13 protein-coding genes and 3 tRNA genes are annotated in these 16128 nt (G+C 42.3%); 14 read left to right on the forward strand and 2 right to left on the reverse strand.

Annotated elements, in window-relative coordinates:
- The first annotated feature begins 72 nt into the window (after positions 1-72).
- From E5S68_RS02365 to E5S68_RS02380, 4 genes are read left to right on the forward strand one after another with little or no spacing between them, the layout of a single operon-like run.
- Positions 73-849: an SDR family NAD(P)-dependent oxidoreductase gene (locus tag E5S68_RS02365; protein ID WP_135783086.1), complete on the forward strand. Its 777-nt coding sequence runs from the start codon at positions 73-75 to the stop codon at positions 847-849.
- The gene (locus E5S68_RS02370) at positions 846-1988 is read left to right on the forward strand and encodes a glycosyltransferase (RefSeq protein WP_135782195.1); all 1143 of its coding nucleotides are present in this window, start codon (positions 846-848) and stop codon (positions 1986-1988) included. The genes E5S68_RS02365 and E5S68_RS02370 overlap by 4 nt, the downstream gene beginning before the upstream one ends.
- Positions 1981-2637, forward strand: a complete 657-nt coding sequence (locus E5S68_RS02375; protein ID WP_135782196.1) for a hypothetical protein — start codon at positions 1981-1983, stop codon at positions 2635-2637. Before E5S68_RS02370 ends, E5S68_RS02375 begins: the two co-directional genes overlap by 8 nt.
- The gene (locus E5S68_RS02380; protein ID WP_135782197.1) at positions 2597-3868 is read left to right on the forward strand and encodes a glycosyltransferase; all 1272 of its coding nucleotides are present in this window, start codon (positions 2597-2599) and stop codon (positions 3866-3868) included. Before E5S68_RS02375 ends, E5S68_RS02380 begins: the two co-directional genes overlap by 41 nt.
- A 370-nt stretch (positions 3869-4238) precedes the next feature.
- On the opposite strand, the gene plsY is transcribed toward E5S68_RS02380, so the two are convergent.
- Positions 4239-4880 (reverse strand): glycerol-3-phosphate 1-O-acyltransferase PlsY, encoded by a 642-nt coding sequence (gene plsY, locus E5S68_RS02385; RefSeq protein WP_200773498.1) that lies wholly within the window; start codon positions 4878-4880, stop codon positions 4239-4241.
- Between the two features lie 188 nt (positions 4881-5068).
- On the opposite strand from plsY, the gene parE reads away from it, so the two are divergent.
- The 10 genes from parE to E5S68_RS02440 all read left to right on the forward strand — a co-directional run bounded on the left by parE (position 5069) and on the right by E5S68_RS02440 (position 14688).
- Positions 5069-7018, forward strand: coding sequence for a DNA topoisomerase IV subunit B (parE, locus tag E5S68_RS02390; protein ID WP_135782199.1), 1950 nt, complete (start codon positions 5069-5071; stop codon positions 7016-7018).
- A gap of 53 nt (positions 7019-7071) precedes the next feature.
- Positions 7072-7476: a YkvA family protein gene (locus tag E5S68_RS02395; RefSeq protein ID WP_135782200.1), complete on the forward strand. Its 405-nt coding sequence runs from the start codon at positions 7072-7074 to the stop codon at positions 7474-7476.
- A gap of 122 nt (positions 7477-7598) precedes the next feature.
- A complete protein-coding gene (locus tag E5S68_RS02400) occupies positions 7599-8417 on the forward strand; it encodes an aminoglycoside 6-adenylyltransferase (RefSeq protein WP_135782201.1) in 819 nt (272 codons plus the stop codon).
- A gap of 324 nt (positions 8418-8741) precedes the next feature.
- Entirely contained in the window at positions 8742-11195 is a 2454-nt protein-coding gene (gene parC, locus E5S68_RS02405; protein WP_135782202.1) for a DNA topoisomerase IV subunit A, read from the forward strand.
- Between the two features lie 172 nt (positions 11196-11367).
- Positions 11368-12393 carry a branched-chain amino acid aminotransferase gene (locus E5S68_RS02410; RefSeq protein ID WP_135782203.1) on the forward strand — a complete coding sequence of 342 codons (1026 nt, stop codon included), beginning with the start codon at positions 11368-11370 and terminating at the stop codon, positions 12391-12393.
- Between the two features lie 141 nt (positions 12394-12534).
- Complete coding sequence (locus E5S68_RS02415; RefSeq protein WP_006596420.1) at positions 12535-12765, forward strand: DUF2969 domain-containing protein; 231 nt, start codon at positions 12535-12537, stop codon at positions 12763-12765.
- A 52-nt stretch (positions 12766-12817) separates the two neighbouring features.
- Positions 12818-12898, forward strand: a tRNA-Tyr gene (locus tag E5S68_RS02420).
- A 49-nt stretch (positions 12899-12947) separates the two neighbouring features.
- Positions 12948-13019: transfer RNA gene (locus tag E5S68_RS02425), tRNA-Gln, on the forward strand.
- Between the two features lie 166 nt (positions 13020-13185).
- Positions 13186-14385, forward strand: a complete 1200-nt coding sequence (rpsA, locus tag E5S68_RS02430) for a 30S ribosomal protein S1 (protein WP_006596419.1) — start codon at positions 13186-13188, stop codon at positions 14383-14385.
- A 231-nt stretch (positions 14386-14616) separates the two neighbouring features.
- A tRNA-Arg gene (locus E5S68_RS02440) sits at positions 14617-14688 on the forward strand.
- A 99-nt stretch (positions 14689-14787) separates the two neighbouring features.
- On the opposite strand, the gene E5S68_RS02445 is transcribed toward E5S68_RS02440, so the two are convergent.
- The gene (locus tag E5S68_RS02445; protein ID WP_135782046.1) at positions 14788-16044 is read right to left on the reverse strand and encodes an ISL3 family transposase; all 1257 of its coding nucleotides are present in this window, start codon (positions 16042-16044) and stop codon (positions 14788-14790) included.
- Positions 16045-16128: the final 84 nt, after the last annotated feature.

Below are 16128 nucleotides of genomic sequence, written 5' to 3' on the forward strand. Positions count from 1 at the left end.
GGATTGTACCTTATAGGTTGGAGAATGGCAGTAGGAGTTTTCTATCTAATAGAAATTTGGTACACTAGTGCTATGAAGATGGAAGATACAATGAAAAAAGCGATCATTTTAGGGGCTACAGGGGGGATTGGCCGTCAGCTAGCGAAAGAATTGGCAAGAAGACTGGATCATCTGGTCTTAGTAGGTCGGGATTCAGACAGACTTTCCCAAGTCCAAGAGGAACTAACTGGGAGCAAGGCGCAACTGTCAATCGTAACATTAGATATACTAGATCAAATGGCTCTAGAAGCTTTTGTAGATAACCTAGATGCAGATCTTCTCGTCAATTGTGCAGGGGTAGCTTATTTTTCCCAAGGTAACCATCTAGCTACAGCAAATGAGCAAGATCTCTGGCAAATCAATTACCATGCTCCTGTCCACCTAATCAAGAAGTTAGTGCAGAAAAATCAGAAGATCAAGCTGGTCCAGCTGTCATCTCTGGCTGCCCTTTATCCTCATCCCTATCTAGCAGCCTACAGTTCCAGCAAGGCTGCCTTGCAGACCTACACTCTTGCTCTCCAGGAGGAACTAAGGCAATCAGATTCACCGATTCAGCTAGGTCTTTATATTCTTGGACCAGTCCAAACAGGTATTTTTCCTCCTAAACTAGTAGAAGCATTGGGAGGAAGTCGCTTGCAGATGAAGCCTGAGAAAGTCGCTCAGCAGTTGATTCGATTCATAGAAAGAGATACTTCCTATGCTGTTATCGGCCTTCGCTATCGCTTGCTCGTTTTGCTAGGTCGTCTGCTTCCCCAAAGATGGATCATTCGTCTCCTTGCAAGGTATTTACGAAAGGGACTTAATAGATGAAATTTATAGTTATATTTTTAGGCGTTGCTTATCTTCTCTTATTTCTCATCCGTTGGTTGCTGTCCTTCATTTATTATAAAAAAGGCCAGTCTCCTATTGCGGACTTCCCAGAAGAGCTTTTTACAGTGGTCCAACCCATCCTCTCTGGGGATCCTCGTTTAGCGAATGATTTGCGGGCTAATCTCCAGCAAACAGAATCAGTGGAGTTCTACTGGTTGATCGACCAGTCTGATACAGAAGCCCAGCGAGTAGCAGATCAGATTTGCCAAGATGCTTCCTTTGCCCAACGCATTCGAATCTTTCTCATTGAAGACGTCCCTCAAGGGATTAATCCCAAGAGTTACAAGATTGAGCAGGTTGTAGAGGAGCTGACCCGGCCTTATCTGATTGTTTTGGACGATGATAGTGTGATTGATTTTTCTAAAATGGGTGAGCTGACTACCTATCTAGGTCAAGAGGTCATTCTTACAGGTATTCCCTATAACCAAGAAAGAAGTAATTTTTGGTCCAAGCTTGTTGCAGCATTCGTTAATGGCAATTCTTTTATTACCTATTTTACCATGGCAGAAGTTGAAGCAAATCACTCCATCAACGGGATGTTTTATATCCTACCGGTAGAACTTGCAAAAGATCAGGGGCTTTTCACAGCGATTAAGGACTATCTATGTGATGATTTAGCTGTGGCCGATTTTTTAAGGAGTAAAGGAGTATCCATTATCCAAACGCGGGTTACCTGTAATGTTCGAACCACTATAAAAAACGCTAAGCAATACCTGCTCCAGATGAAGCGGTGGCTTCTCTTTAGCTCTATCTATCTCAAAGAACACCTAGACTGGAAGCTATTTAGCCTCATAGGTTTACCGAGTTTTCTACCTCTTCCAGGTTTGATCTTAAGTCTTATTTTAGGTTGGCCTTATCTTCTTCTAGCCTTAAGCTTACTGGTATTCAAGGCAGTTTGGATGCTCCTCTATCGACAAAGCATTCTAACCAATCGCTTACACTTGGATGAAGTCACCTACGAAGTGCTGAATGATCTCCTGCTTCCTTGGCTGTTTGTCTATGTTCTAATGACACCTCCTGTGATACATTGGCGGGGGCGGAAGATTCGAGTGACGGATGGAAAGATTCGTTATGAGTAAGATGAAGTCCTATATAGACCGTTTGTCTGCTTTGTCTCCTGATCAGACCATGCTAGACTCTGATCGCTTGGTTCTCTTTCTTAGTGGGAGCAGTGATATTACTTGTGCCGGTCTGACAACTGGGCAACTAGACCTCCTCCGTGCAATTTGTCCATCTGGCTATTCAGTGGTAGCCAGTAATTTTCCCTTCAATCAAGATTTCGAACATATAAAGTCTCCACAAGTATCCCTCTTGTCAGCTTCTGCATCCAATATCATCTACTATTGGCATACGATTTTGAACCTTCGTTTCCAAAAGTTGTTACAGGAGCACTTGTCTCCCTTGTTGGAAGCGCAGGAAGTAGTGCTTGTTTGTAAGAGTTCAGGTGTCAATATGCTGACCCAGTGGCTCAGAAGTTTAGGGAATCAGGTCACCCTTCCAAGATTGCGCGTGATAGCGCTTGGCCCGGTTTCCCATCTTCTCTTAAATCAAAAAGAACTAGAGCTACTGGTCATCAAAGGAAAGAAAGATCCTTATTCACGTATTCTGGATCGCCACTCAGCGGATATTCAAGTGGATACGGATCATTATAGCTATGAGTACAGAGAAGATGTGAAAGGAATCATCTATGACTGGATTAGAAAAAGTGATAAAAATCGATGTGATTAGCGTCCCCTTTAGTGGCCATTTGTTTCCAACCTTGACCCTGGTGAAACCCTTGCTGGAGGATCCGCGTTTTCAGATCCGTGTTATTACAGGTTTTCAGAAAAAGGCATTGGTTGAGCAGATTGGTTTTGACTGCCTTGCCTTGTTTCCTGATCGTCCGACAGTGATGGAGGATATAGCCAATACATCAAAGCAAGCAAATCTATTGATCATGTACCAACAATTAATGGCCAATAGCAGACTGGTCCCTGAAGTTTTTGACGAAATAAATCGAATTTGGGACTCTGAGGGAAGCCCTGACTTGGTTATTGCAGATTTTGTAGCAGCTCCTGCTGGAGTTTTAGCAGATCGTTTGGGCATTCCCTGGATTACGACCATTCCAAGTCCAGTAGCGATTGAAAGTCGCACGACAACACCTGCTTATCTAGGTGGCTGGAAACCGCACCAGGGAACCTTCTACAAGTGGAGAGATGCTCTGGGTAGGCGAGTCATCCGTTTGGCAAAGAAAGTTGGACTTGCGCTGGTTAAGAAGAATCTCGATACCCTAGAGGATTTCAAATTGTACCGTGAAGATGGGACAGAAGCCATCTATTCTCCCTATTCAATCTTAGCCCTGGGCATGAAAGAGTTGGAGTTTCGAGACGATTTTCCATCCCAGCTCAAATGGATTGGTTATCGCTGTTTATCTTTTGATCGGCTTCCTCAAGAGCAGAAGCAGTATTTCACTAGCTCTAAAAAGCGGGTCCTCGTTACCTGTGGGACCCATTTAAAGTGGGAAAAAGAGCGGATGATAGAGTTTGCAAAGCTTTTGAGCCAAGAACATCCTGACTATGTCTTTTACGTAACCTTAGGCGACCCTAATGGTTTGGAGAATCCACCCAAGATGTTGTCGGAGAATCTTTTGATCTTTGATTATCTTCCATATTCAGATGTTTTGGAACAGATAGATTTTACCATTCATCATGCAGGTGCGGGGATCTTGATGGGTTGTATTGATCATGGGATTCCAAGTCTGATATTGCCCCAGGACTATGACCAGTTTGACAATGCGGTTCGGGCTGAGTTATTCCAAATTGGTTTGGTCTCTCGTAAAAAGACGGAATCCGAAGTCTTGCGCTTATTTAATGAATTGGTTTCTCGGGAAGATTGGTCGCACTTAAAAGCTCTGGCTCAGACAAGCAAAACCTACCAACCAACAGAGATTCTTTATCAAGAAATAGAGAGACTCTTGTAAGTGAAGTTATAGAAGAAGTGGAGAGGGAGACTCCTGTTTGCTTTCTCCTAAAGACCATCTATTATTGAACATAAAAAAACTAGAGTTTAGACTCTAGTCTCAGATTGTAGACAAAGTCATCTAAAAAACTTTCCTTAAGTGAGTACGGACGTCAGCGAACTTCGAAGAAGTTCCATGACTTAGTTTTGGACCCTAGGTTCCAAAACTCCCGAGTGCTAGAAACAATTGTGTTTCTAGCACTTTTCTCACGGCGGAAAGTTTCAGTAGATGATTGAATAATTCTAACGAATGAATTTTTTTATTTTTATAGAATTTATTTGATTTGTAAGGAAAAACAGATTGTTTACGCTCTCAAACTAGAGTTTAGACTCTAGTCTTTTTGTTTTTGATGGGTGATGTTTTTACCCCAGGTGACGATGTTTTCATTCTTGTTGAGGATGCGTTTGATGTTGTCCTTGTGGCGGACGATTATCAAGGTTGCTAATGCGAGGACGACGATGGTGAAAATCAGGTCGTAGCTTGGGAGAATCCAACCAGTCAGTGGGAGGATGAGGACTCCGATACTAGCCAGAATAGCGACCGTCACACTTGAAAAGGAAATCATACTGGTTAAATAGAGACTAGCAAAGAAATAAATAGCTAAGATAAATAGAAAGAGAGGTGAGAAGCCGATGAGGACTCCTGCACTGGTCGCGACTGCCTTGCCTCCTTTAAAGCCTGCAAAAATGGGGAAGGTATGACCAAGAACTGCGAGAAGACCAAAGACCATTGGCGAAATCCCTGTAACCCCAAAAATAGTCGGCAATAAAACAGCCAAGGTCCCTTTGAGGAAATCAACCGCAAAGACGACCAGACCAGCCTTCGTCCCTAGGATACGGAAGGTATTGGTGGTCCCTGTATTTCCAGAACCGTGTTCACGTAGATTGATGTTAAAGAAGGCTTTTCCAATCCACAAACCAGAAGGGATAGAACCTAATAAGTATGCTAATACGAGTAAAAGAATTGTTTTCATCATAGTTTCATTATATCAAAAATGCTTTGAATGAAAAAGAAAATATCTAGCAGATTTGTCACATCGGATAGTTGGTTTGAACCAATCGCACTTAAATAGCCTAGTTAAAGGGAGAGAAGAAAGAAAAATTTTGCAAAATTTCCTAAAAAGCTGTAATATAGAAAAGATGAACAAACAGGAGGTTCCTTGTGTCTAAAAAGGAAATCAACATTAATAATTACAATGACGATGCCATTCAGGTACTAGAAGGGTTGGATGCGGTCCGTAAACGTCCAGGGATGTATATTGGATCGACAGATGGAAATGGGCTTCACCATTTGGTCTGGGAAATTGTTGACAATGCAGTCGATGAAGCTCTATCTGGTTTTGGTTCTCAAATTGACGTTACCATTAACAAAGACGGTTCCCTATCTGTAGCGGACCAAGGTCGGGGGATGCCGACAGGGATGCATGCCATGGGTAAACCAACCGTTGAGGTCATCTTTACGATCCTCCACGCTGGAGGGAAGTTTGGTCAAGGGGGGTATAAGACCTCTGGTGGTCTCCACGGAGTGGGATCTTCGGTCGTGAACGCCCTCTCTAGCTGGCTTGAGGTTGAGATTACCCGTGATGGAGCAGTCTACAAGCAACGCTTTGAAAATGGTGGTAAACCAGTTACCACTCTTGAGAAGATAGGAACGGCTCCTAAGTCTAAGACTGGGACCAAGGTTACCTTCATGCCAGATGCAACCATCTTCTCAACGACGGATTTCAAGTTTAATACTATTGCAGAACGGATCAAGGAGTCGGCTTTCTTGCTCAAGGATGTGACGTTGACGCTGACTGATCTCCGTAAGGAAGAAGATAATCACGTAGCCTTCCATTACGAGAATGGGGTACAGGATTTCGTTGAGTACCTAAATGAAGATAAGGAAACCTTGACGCCGGTTCTCTACTTTAATGGAGAATCAGAAGGCTTCCAAGTAGAAGTCGCACTCCAGTACAATGATGGCTATTCCGACAATATCTTGTCTTTCGTCAATAATGTCCGGACCAAAGATGGGGGAACCCACGAAACTGGACTCAAGACAGCCATTACCAAGGCTATGAACGACTATGCAAGAAAAACAGGACTTCTCAAAGAAAAAGACAAGAACCTAGAAGGCTCAGACTATCGTGAAGGTCTTTCAGCTGTTCTTTCGATCTTGGTTCCAGAAGCCCATTTGCAGTTTGAAGGGCAAACCAAGGACAAACTAGGAAGTCCACTTGCACGACCAGTCGTCGACGGGATTGTCGCTGACAAGTTGACCTTCTTCCTGATGGAAAATGGGGAATTAGCTTCCAATCTAATTCGCAAGGCCATTAAGGCCCGGGATGCGCGTGAAGCAGCTCGGAAGGCGCGTGATGAGAGTCGTAATGGGAAGAAGAATAAGAAGGATAAGGGACTCTTATCTGGTAAATTGACCCCAGCCCAGTCCAAGAATGCTGCCAAGAATGAACTCTATCTGGTCGAAGGGGACTCAGCCGGTGGTTCTGCTAAGCAAGGTCGGGACCGCAAGTTCCAGGCCATCCTTCCGCTTCGAGGGAAGGTTCTCAATACTGAAAAGGCCAACATGAGCGATATCCTCAAAAACGAGGAAATCAACACCATGATCTATACCATCGGGGCTGGAGTTGGGGCTGACTTTACGATCGAAGATGCCAACTATGACAAGATTATCATCATGACCGATGCGGATACGGATGGAGCACACATTCAGACCTTGCTCCTAACTTTCTTCTACCGGTATATGCGTCCTTTGGTTGAAGCAGGACGTGTCTATATCGCCATGCCTCCTCTTTACAAGATGTCTAAAGGCAAAGGGAAGAAAGAAGAAGTGGCTTATGCCTGGACAGACAGTGAATTGGAAGACCTACGTCGGACCTTTGGTCGTGGGGCAACCCTCCAACGTTATAAAGGGTTGGGGGAGATGAATGCGGATCAGCTTTGGGAAACAACTATGAACCCAGAAACCCGCACCTTGATCCGTGTCACTATTGATGACTTGGCGCGTGCAGAACGCCGTGTCTCAGTCCTAATGGGCGATAAGGCAGCTCCACGCCGCCAATGGATCGAAGATAACGTTAAGTTTACTTTGGAAGAAACGACAGCGTTTTAAGGATTTTATTTTTATTTTATTGATTAATTTATAAAATAGTGGAGAAATATCCTATGGCGAATAGTATGAATAAAGAGCAAGCAAAACAAGCTCTTAAAAGTGGGTACGGAAAGTCTAAAGCCTTATTAAATGATAAAGATAAATTAGATATATTTTTGCGTGGACTAGAGAGAAAGATTGAAGGAATTCCAATGATTGGAAAGGAGTTGTCTATTATTCCAGTCATGATATCTTTAGTAAAAAATTTTGCAGAAGGAAAATATACTTCTGTCCCCTATGGAACCATTTTAGCTGTTACTAGTGCGCTTATTTATTTTGCGTCTCCAATTGATTTTATTCCCGACTTTATTCCAGGGGTTGGATATGTAGATGATATGGCAGTTGTCTCGTTTTGTTTGTCTATGGTAAAAAAAGACATAGAGTCATATAAAGAATGGCGTCAAGCAAATGATAAGTGATAAGAGTGGAGATTATCATTCACTTTATTCAGCTGTTTAAGTTTCTAAAAATTATAATCATAAAAAAAATCTAAATAGGATTTTAATTTAAAATGTAGGTTCAACTATATAAAGGTATTAAAATGAGAACTGACACAGAAATGATGGAAGGAATTGTGCAGATTGCTGAAACTCTCCAAGTGGAAGCAGTGGCTTTATCTGGTTCACGGACTAGTCCACATTCCCCAAAAGATGAGTTTCAAGATTACGATGTGGTCTATATAGTTGATGATCTGGAAGACCTGATTTCAGATTTATCTTGGCTAAACCAGTTTGGAAATCGCCTGATTTCACAACATAACGTAGTAGACCACCGTCATCTTTATCTCATGCTTTTTGAAGATGGAAATCGCATTGATTTGACCCTCTGTCCTAAGGAGTATATCCAAGAGTGGGTAGATAGCGAAGCAAATTTTGAAGTTATAAAAGATGACAAAGGTTTGTTTGAATCGTATTTGCCAAGCCCAAAACGCTACTGGACCTGTCCGCCTACCGAAGAGGAATTTGCAGTATCCTGCAATGAATTTTGGTGGGTATCTGCTTATGTCGTAAAGGCCATTCGAAGAAATCAGCTCATCTATGCGACTGATCACCTCTATGGCATTTGCCAGCAAGAAATCCTCAAGGTCTTAGCTTGGCAGGTGACAAGTGATAGGGGAGCAGTTGATATCGGAAAGAACTACAAGTACCTTTTTCACTATCTCCCAGCTGAGAAGGAAAAAGTGTTCTCAGCACTTCTTGATCTATCTAGTATAGAGAAGGTTGATCAGTCCTTATTTGCTACCATGAATGTTTTTGATCGAGAAGCTCAAAGTCTGGCCCAAAAGATGAGATTTGCTTATGATCAGGAAGTGGCTGTAAAGATGATGACTTATGCTGAAGAGAAACTGTCAAATCATTGATTCAATAATCTATTTTAAACACTTTAAACTACAGAAAGGGTCGTTTGGTTACTTGTAGTAACTGAATTCCTTTTTCTAAAAAATCTACTCTACATTCTTTGAAAGGAGTTGAACACGCCCTAAATTGTGTGAAACTCTTGATTCCAACATTTAACCACGTATTAAAAACTACAGAAAGGATCGTTTGGTTACTTGTAGTAACTGAACACGGGACTAATTTCTTAGGAAAAAAGATAAATCGCTTTGGGTTCATGGAACCCTGCATCAATTTCCTATTTTTCTACAGAAATTTTCGGCAAGTCGAAACGTCCCTTTGTATCTTATATGAGTAATATCCAAAATATGTCCTTAGAGGACATCATGGGAGAGCGCTTTGGTCGCTACTCCAAATACATTATTCAAGAACGGGCTCTTCCTGATATTCGGGATGGCTTGAAACCTGTTCAGCGGCGGATCCTTTATTCTATGAATAAGGATGGCAATACCCATGACAAGGGCTACCGCAAGTCTGCCAAGTCTGTCGGAAATATCATGGGGAATTTTCACCCTCACGGGGATAGTTCGATCTATGATGCCATGGTCCGCATGTCTCAAGACTGGAAGAATCGTGAGATTCTTGTTGAGATGCACGGTAACAATGGTTCTATGGACGGTGATCCACCGGCTGCCATGCGTTATACGGAAGCCCGTCTATCTGAAATTGCTGGTTATCTCCTTCAAGATATCGAAAAGAACACAGTGCCATTTGCCTGGAACTTTGACGATACAGAAAAAGAGCCAACTGTTTTGCCTGCAGCCTTTCCAAACCTCTTGGTCAATGGAGCTACTGGTATTTCAGCTGGTTATGCGACAGATATTCCGCCCCATAACCTTGCTGAAGTCATTGATGCGGTGGTCTACATGATCGACCATCCTTCTGCTAAGGTAGATAAGCTCATGGAGTTTTTACCTGGGCCTGATTTCCCAACGGGTGCCATTATTCAAGGGCGCGATGAGATCAAGAAAGCCTATGAAACTGGTAAGGGACGGGTGGTTGTCCGCTCTAAGACAGAAATCGAGCAGCTCAAAGGTGGCAAGCAGCAAATCGTGGTCACCGAAATTCCTTATGAGATCAACAAGGCCGTTTTGGTCAAGAAGATCGACGATGTCCGTGTTAACAACAAGGTGGCCGGTATCGCTGAGGTGCGGGATGAGTCTGACCGAGATGGTCTTCGTATTGCCATTGAGTTGAAAAAAGATGCCAATGCAGATTTGATCTTGAACTACTTGTTCAAGTACACAGATTTGCAGGTCAACTACAACTTCAATATGGTAGCAATTGACAACTATACCCCTCGTCAAGTTGGGATTGTACCGATTTTATCAAGCTACATTGCTCACCGTCGAGATATCATTGTCGCTCGCTCGCGCTTTGACAAGGAAAAGGCTGAACGACGCCTCCACATTGTAGAGGGATTGATCCGCGTCATTTCCATCCTTGATGAAGTCATCGCTCTGATCCGTGCTTCTGATAACAAGGCAGATGCTAAGGAAAACCTTAAAATCAGCTATGATTTCACAGAAGAGCAAGCAGAAGCCATTGTCACCTTGCAACTGTACCGTTTGACCAATACAGATATCGTCACCTTGGAAGAAGAGCATGCTAACCTCAAGGAGCAAATCGCGACCTTGGCCGCTATCATTGGGGATGAACGGACCATGTTCAATCTCATGAAGAAGGAATTGCGTGAAGTTAAGAAGCTCTTTGGCAATCCGCGTCGTAGTGAGCTACAAGACACTGCTAAAACAATTGAGATTGATACAGCCAGCCTCATTGTCGAAGAAGAAACCTTCGTGAGTGTGACCCGTGCTGGTTATATCAAACGAACCTCTCCTCGTTCTTTCAATGCATCTACAGTGGAAGAAGTCGGTAAGCGGGACGACGATGAATTGATTTTCGTTGAGCCTGCTAAGACTACCCAGCATCTCTTGCTCTTTACCAACTTGGGAAATGCCATTTATCGACCTGTTCATGAATTGGCAGATACCAAGTGGAAGGATATCGGGGAGCACCTTAGTCAGACCTTGACCAATTTTGAGACGGAAGAAGAAATTCTCTTTGCGGAGATTGTGGATCAGTTTGAAGGTGTGACCTACTTCGCAGCTACCCAACAAGGGCAAATCAAGCGCTTTGAACGCAAGGAATTGAGCCCATGGCGGACCTACCGCTCCAAATCAACGAAGTACGCTAAGCTGAAAGACCAAGAGGACCGTATCATAGCGGTTGCACCAGTTGTCCTCGAGGACATCATGATCATTACCCAAAATGGCTATGGTCTGCGCTTCAATATTGAAGAGGTGCCAGTAGTTGGGGCAAAAGCAGCAGGTGTTAAAGCCATTAACCTCAAAGACGGGGATCAAGTGGTAGCCGTCTTTAAGTCGACGACGCCAAGCATGTACATTCTGACCCAGCGAGGCAGTCTGAAACGGATGTCCCAGGACGATATTCCAGTGACCAGCCGGGCCAAACGTGGATTGCAAGTCTTACGTGAATTGAAGTCTAAACCACACCGTGTCTTCAAGGCAGGTCCAGTCTTTACGGACCAAGGAGATTTTGATCTCTTTACGAGCCAGGAAGAAGTAGCAGAGCAGGATCAAATCCTTCAGATTACCTCCACAACAGGTCAGGTGACAGAAGTGGATGTTACCCAACTCAACTTGTCAGAACGAACTAGCAATGGTTCCTTTGTCAACGATCAAATCTCTGATCAAGAAGTCTATTCAGCTAGAATTAAGTAAGTAAAAGTCAGCTCATTTGTGGCTGGCTTTCTTGATTGATAAATTTTCAGAAAATTGCAAACTTCACTTGAAATTCTCATGAAATGGTGTAAAATAGAGTACATGAATAAAGTCATCTTCACAGGTGGCTCTTGCTATTTAGCAAGTCTTGAATGGAAGAAGGAAAACAAAAATGACAGTATCACTTGATTGGGAAAATCTCGGATTTTCTTATATGAAATTACCCTATCGATACATTGCTTATTACCGTAATGGAGCCTGGGAGAAGGGAGAGTTATCTGAAGATTCCACTCTTCATATTTCAGAATCTTCTCCAAGTTTGCACTATGGACAGCAAGCCTTTGAAGGCTTGAAGGCTTATCGGACAAAGGATGGCAGTGTTCAATTATTCCGTCCAGATGAAAATGCCAAACGCCTTCAACGGACCGCTGATCGTCTTTTGATGCCTCAAGTTCCAACGGATATGTTTGTGGAAGCTTGTAAAGCAGTAGTGCGTGCCAATGAAGAATATGTCCCACCGTATGGAACAGGTGGAACACTCTATCTTCGTCCGCTTTTGATTGGAGTCGGAGATATCATAGGAGTGAAGCCAGCAGAAGAATACATCTTTACGATCTTTGCTATGCCAGTTGGAAACTACTTCAAGGGTGGCTTGGTTCCAACCAACTTCTTAATCCAAGACGAATATGACCGGGCAGCTCCTCATGGGACGGGTGCAGCGAAAGTCGGTGGAAACTATGCCGCTAGCCTCTTACCTGGTAAATTAGCTAAGTCTCGGAACTTCTCAGACGTGATTTACTTGGATCCAGCGACCCACACTAAGATTGAAGAAGTGGGATCTGCTAACTTCTTTGGAATAACAGCTGATAATGAGTTTGTGACTCCACTTAGCCCATCAATTCTGCCATCTATTACCAAGTATTCCTTGCTCTATCTTGCTGAGCATCGTCTTGGTTTGAAACCAATCGAAGGGGATGTCCCAATCGATCATCTAGACCGCTTTGTCGAAGCAGGTGCTTGTGGAACTGCCGCAGTTATTTCTCCAATCGGGGGTGTTCAGCACGGAGATGATTTCCATGTCTTCTATTCAGAAACGGAAGTAGGACCGATTACCCGGAAGCTTTATGATGAATTAACGGGCATTCAGTTTGGTGATATTGAAGCACCAGAAGGATGGATCTTCAAGGTAACTGAATAAATCAATCATAAGAGGGGGGACTCCCTCTTTTTTCATAGGAATAAATACTAGCAAAATAAAATAATTTAATCATGAAACATTTTCGGCTTGCAAGCATGTGAAAATTTTTGTAAAATAAAGGGGTTGAAATGAGGTAGAAGAATGAGTAAAAAAGATAAAAAAATCGAAATTCAAATTGCAGATAGTAAAGTGGTTGTAGGTAAGGAAACCTTTGATGGCTACCAATTAACGATTGGGAAGAAGGCTATTGCTGAGATTGCTGATATGGGTGCCCAATTTGCCCTTGTTAAAAATGCATCTGTAGACAGTCTCTATAAATCCCTTGAAAAAGCAGTGGAAAGTGCCATCGAAAATTACAATTTGAACAAATAAGGGGTTGCATTTTAATTAAATCAATGGTATAATTGTGACTGTTGATTTGCTTGGAGAGATAGCGAAGAGGCTAAACGCGGCGGACTGTAAATCCGCTCCTTCGGGTTCGGGGGTTCGAATCCCTCTCTCTCCATTGGCGTTCATTGTGACGATGATAAAGTGACTAAGGTCAGCGCTCTTTTTGGGGTATAGCCAAGCGGTAAGGCAAGGGACTTTGACTCCCTCATGCGTTGGTTCGAATCCAGCTACCCCAGTTCTAGGTAATATCAGATAAGGTGGTAAAATATCTACTCAGGTATTTTATTTCTTTATATGATGAAATCGTTATAGATCATTTGATGTCGTTGCGAGTGCTTGCTTAGGAAAAATAATTATAAGTATGTCAAGTTTAGAAAACTTGATTGTTGGAGGATTTTTTAGATGAATGAATTTGAAGATTTGCTAAACAGTGTTAGCCAAGTTGAACCAGGTGACGTCGTTACTGCTGAAGTATTAACAGTTGACGCTACACAAGCTAACGTTGCAATCTCTGGAACTGGTGTCGAAGGTGTCTTGACTCTTCGCGAATTGACAAACGATCGTGATGCTGACATCAACGACTTGGTAAAACCAGGTGAAACACTTGAATTGCTTGTTCTTCGTCAAGTAGTTGGTAAAGATACTGATACAGTAACTTACCTTGTATCTAAAAAACGTTTGGAAGCTCGCAAAGCATGGGACAAATTGGTCGGACGTGAAGAAGAAGTTGTTACTGTTAAAGGAACTCGCGCTGTTAAGGGCGGACTTTCAGTAGAATTTGAAGGACTTCGTGGATTTATTCCAGCTTCAATGCTTGATACTCGTTTTGTACGTAACACTGAACGTTTCGTAGGTCAAGAATTTGATGCTAAAATCAAAGAAGTTGACGCAAAAGAAAACCGCTTCATCCTTTCTCGTCGTGAAGTTGTTGAAGCTGCATCAGCTGCAGCTCGCGCTGAAGTATTTGGTAAATTGAACGTTGGTGACGTTGTAACTGGTAAAGTTGCTCGTATCACTAGCTTCGGTGCTTTCATCGACCTTGGTGGGGTTGATGGATTGGTTCACTTGACTGAATTGTCACACGAACGCAACGTTTCACCTAAGTCAGTCGTAACTGTAGGTGAAGAAATTGAAGTAAAAGTTCTTGACTTGAACGAAGAAGAAGGTCGCGTATCACTTTCATTGAAAGCAACAACACCTGGACCATGGGATGGCGTAGAACAAAAATTGGCTGCTGGTGATGTAATCGAAGGTACTGTTAAACGTTTGACTGACTTCGGTGCATTCGTTGAAGTATTGCCAGGTATCGATGGACTTGTACACATCTCACAAATTTCACACAAACGTGTTGAAAATCCAAAAGATGTGCTTAAAGTTGGACAAGAAGTAACTGTTAAAGTTCTTGAAGTAAATGCTGCTGATGAACGTGTATCACTTTCTATCAAAGCTCTTGAAGAACGTCCAGCTCAAGAAGAAGGCGAAAAACAAGAAAAACGTCAACAACGTCCACGTCGTCCAAAACAAGAAAAACGTGACTTTGAACTTCCAGAAACTCAAACTGGATTCTCAATGGCTGACTTGTTTGGCGATATCGAATTGTAATATTCAAAAGAGGCTGGGACAAAAGTCCTAGCCTCTCAATTGTCTTTGGATTATCGAGCAAGACGCAGTGGTTGAGTGGGCTCTACTACGCTGAATTCATCAGCTTTTACAGCCCTACTCAACTGTGCGGAGGTGGGACGACGAAATCGAATTCTAACGAATTACCGATTTCTGTCCCACTCTCTTTTTTACTTGTAATATTCTCGAGAATTTGATATACTATAACAGTTGCCACCCTTAGTGTAATGGATATCACGTAAGATTCCGGTTCTTGAGATGGGGGTTCGATTCCCTCAGGGTGGATAAGGATAGGAGAGCGGAGTGGCTCTCTTTTTTTGTATCTAGATGGAAAGATACCTGTGAATTTTGGCTCTTTGTCAACTGTTGTGGGTTGATGAAAAGTTACAACCTGGAGAGGACCAAATTGGTTCTCTCCTTTTTGATGTTCAAAGCAATTAGAATTCTAGTTTTAAAGTTGTCAAAGTTCCGGAAGCCAAAAGCATTTCGCTTGATGACTTTGATGAGGTTATTTGTGGCCTCAAGTTTTGCGTTTGAGTAGGGAAGTTCCAGTGCATTCATGATCTTGTCCTTATCTTTCAAAAAGGTCTTAAATACAGTTTGAAAAATAGGATTTACAGAAGAAATTGTTTCTTCAATAAGACTAAAGAAATGGTCCGTCTGTTTCTCTTGAAAATGAAAGAGTAGGAGTTGATAGAGATCATAGTGCTGTCTAAGTTCTTGAGAGTATGAAAGCAACTTTTCTAGAACCTCTTTATTGGCCAAGTGTGACCGAAAAATTGGTCGATAAAATCGTTTATCACTGAGTTTACGGCTATCCTGTTGAATGAGTTTCCAGTAACGTTTCAGTGCTTTATATTCGTGTGATCTTCGATCAAACTGATTCATAATTTGGATGCGTACGCGATTCATTGCTCGACTGAGATGCTGGACAATGTGAAAGCGATCAAGAACGATTTTAGCATTTGGAAAAAGTTTTCTGGCAATATCGTAGTAGGGACTAAACATGTCCATAGTAATGACTTTCACGCAACTTCTCACTTGTTTAGAATAACGAAGGAAATGATTGCGAATAGTTGCTTGAGTCCGTCCATCTAGGATAGCCACGATCTTTCTTGTATCGTAGTCCTGTGCAATAAAGCTCATCTTACCTTTCTTGAAGCCGTACTCATCCCAGTTCATATGTTCTGGAAGGTAGTTAAGGTTAGTCTTAAATTTAAATTTATGTAACTGACGAATAACTGTTGAAGTAGAGACGGATAAACTTTCGGCTATGCTAGTCATAGGGACTTTCTCAATCAATTTTTGAGTGATTTTCTGTTTGACGATGGTTGCGATCTGGTGATTCTTCTTGACTAAGGAGGTTTCTGAAACTGCCATTTTCCCGCAGACTTTACAACGAAAACGTCGTTTTCTCAATCGAATGAGAGTCTTGTAGCCCGCACACTCTAGATAGGGAATTTTGGATTCTTTTTGGAAGTCATATTTAGCCATTTGTCCATGACAGCTGTGACACTTAGGTGTAGGGTAATCTAGCTTAGCGATGATTTCTTTATGTGTTCCAGAATCCAGATAATCCAAGATTATGATGTTCTTGTCTTTAATTCCGAGTATGTTTGTGATAAAATTTAATTGTTCCATAAGATTCTTTCTAATGATGGTTTGGTCACTTTTCATTATAGGTCTTATGGGGCTTTTTTTCTACAACAAAATAGACTCCATAAT

The organism is Streptococcus rubneri (genome assembly GCF_004785935.1).
Lineage (GTDB): Bacteria > Bacillota > Bacilli > Lactobacillales > Streptococcaceae > Streptococcus > Streptococcus rubneri.

Excerpts from the sequence above, each read along its gene's own strand:
- E5S68_RS02415 (WP_006596420.1), top strand. The coding sequence starts at position 12,535 with ATGAGTAAAAAAGATAAAAAAATCGAAATTCAAATTGCAGATAGTAAA.
- E5S68_RS02375 (WP_135782196.1), top strand. The coding sequence starts at position 1,981 with ATGAGTAAGATGAAGTCCTATATAGACCGTTTGTCTGCTTTGTCTCCT.
- E5S68_RS02380 (WP_135782197.1), top strand. The coding sequence starts at position 2,597 with ATGACTGGATTAGAAAAAGTGATAAAAATCGATGTGATTAGCGTCCCC.
- E5S68_RS02410 (WP_135782203.1), top strand. The coding sequence starts at position 11,368 with ATGACAGTATCACTTGATTGGGAAAATCTCGGATTTTCTTATATGAAA.
- E5S68_RS02365 (WP_135783086.1), top strand. The coding sequence starts at position 73 with ATGAAGATGGAAGATACAATGAAAAAAGCGATCATTTTAGGGGCTACA.
- E5S68_RS02400 (WP_135782201.1), top strand. The coding sequence starts at position 7,599 with ATGAGAACTGACACAGAAATGATGGAAGGAATTGTGCAGATTGCTGAA.
- E5S68_RS02370 (WP_135782195.1), top strand. The coding sequence starts at position 846 with ATGAAATTTATAGTTATATTTTTAGGCGTTGCTTATCTTCTCTTATTT.
- rpsA (WP_006596419.1), top strand. The coding sequence starts at position 13,186 with ATGAATGAATTTGAAGATTTGCTAAACAGTGTTAGCCAAGTTGAACCA.
- E5S68_RS02395 (WP_135782200.1), top strand. The coding sequence starts at position 7,072 with ATGGCGAATAGTATGAATAAAGAGCAAGCAAAACAAGCTCTTAAAAGT.
- E5S68_RS02445 (WP_135782046.1), bottom strand. The coding sequence starts at position 16,044 with ATGGAACAATTAAATTTTATCACAAACATACTCGGAATTAAAGACAAG.
- plsY (WP_200773498.1), bottom strand. The coding sequence starts at position 4,880 with ATGAAAACAATTCTTTTACTCGTATTAGCATACTTATTAGGTTCTATC.
- parC (WP_135782202.1), top strand. The coding sequence starts at position 8,742 with ATGAGTAATATCCAAAATATGTCCTTAGAGGACATCATGGGAGAGCGC.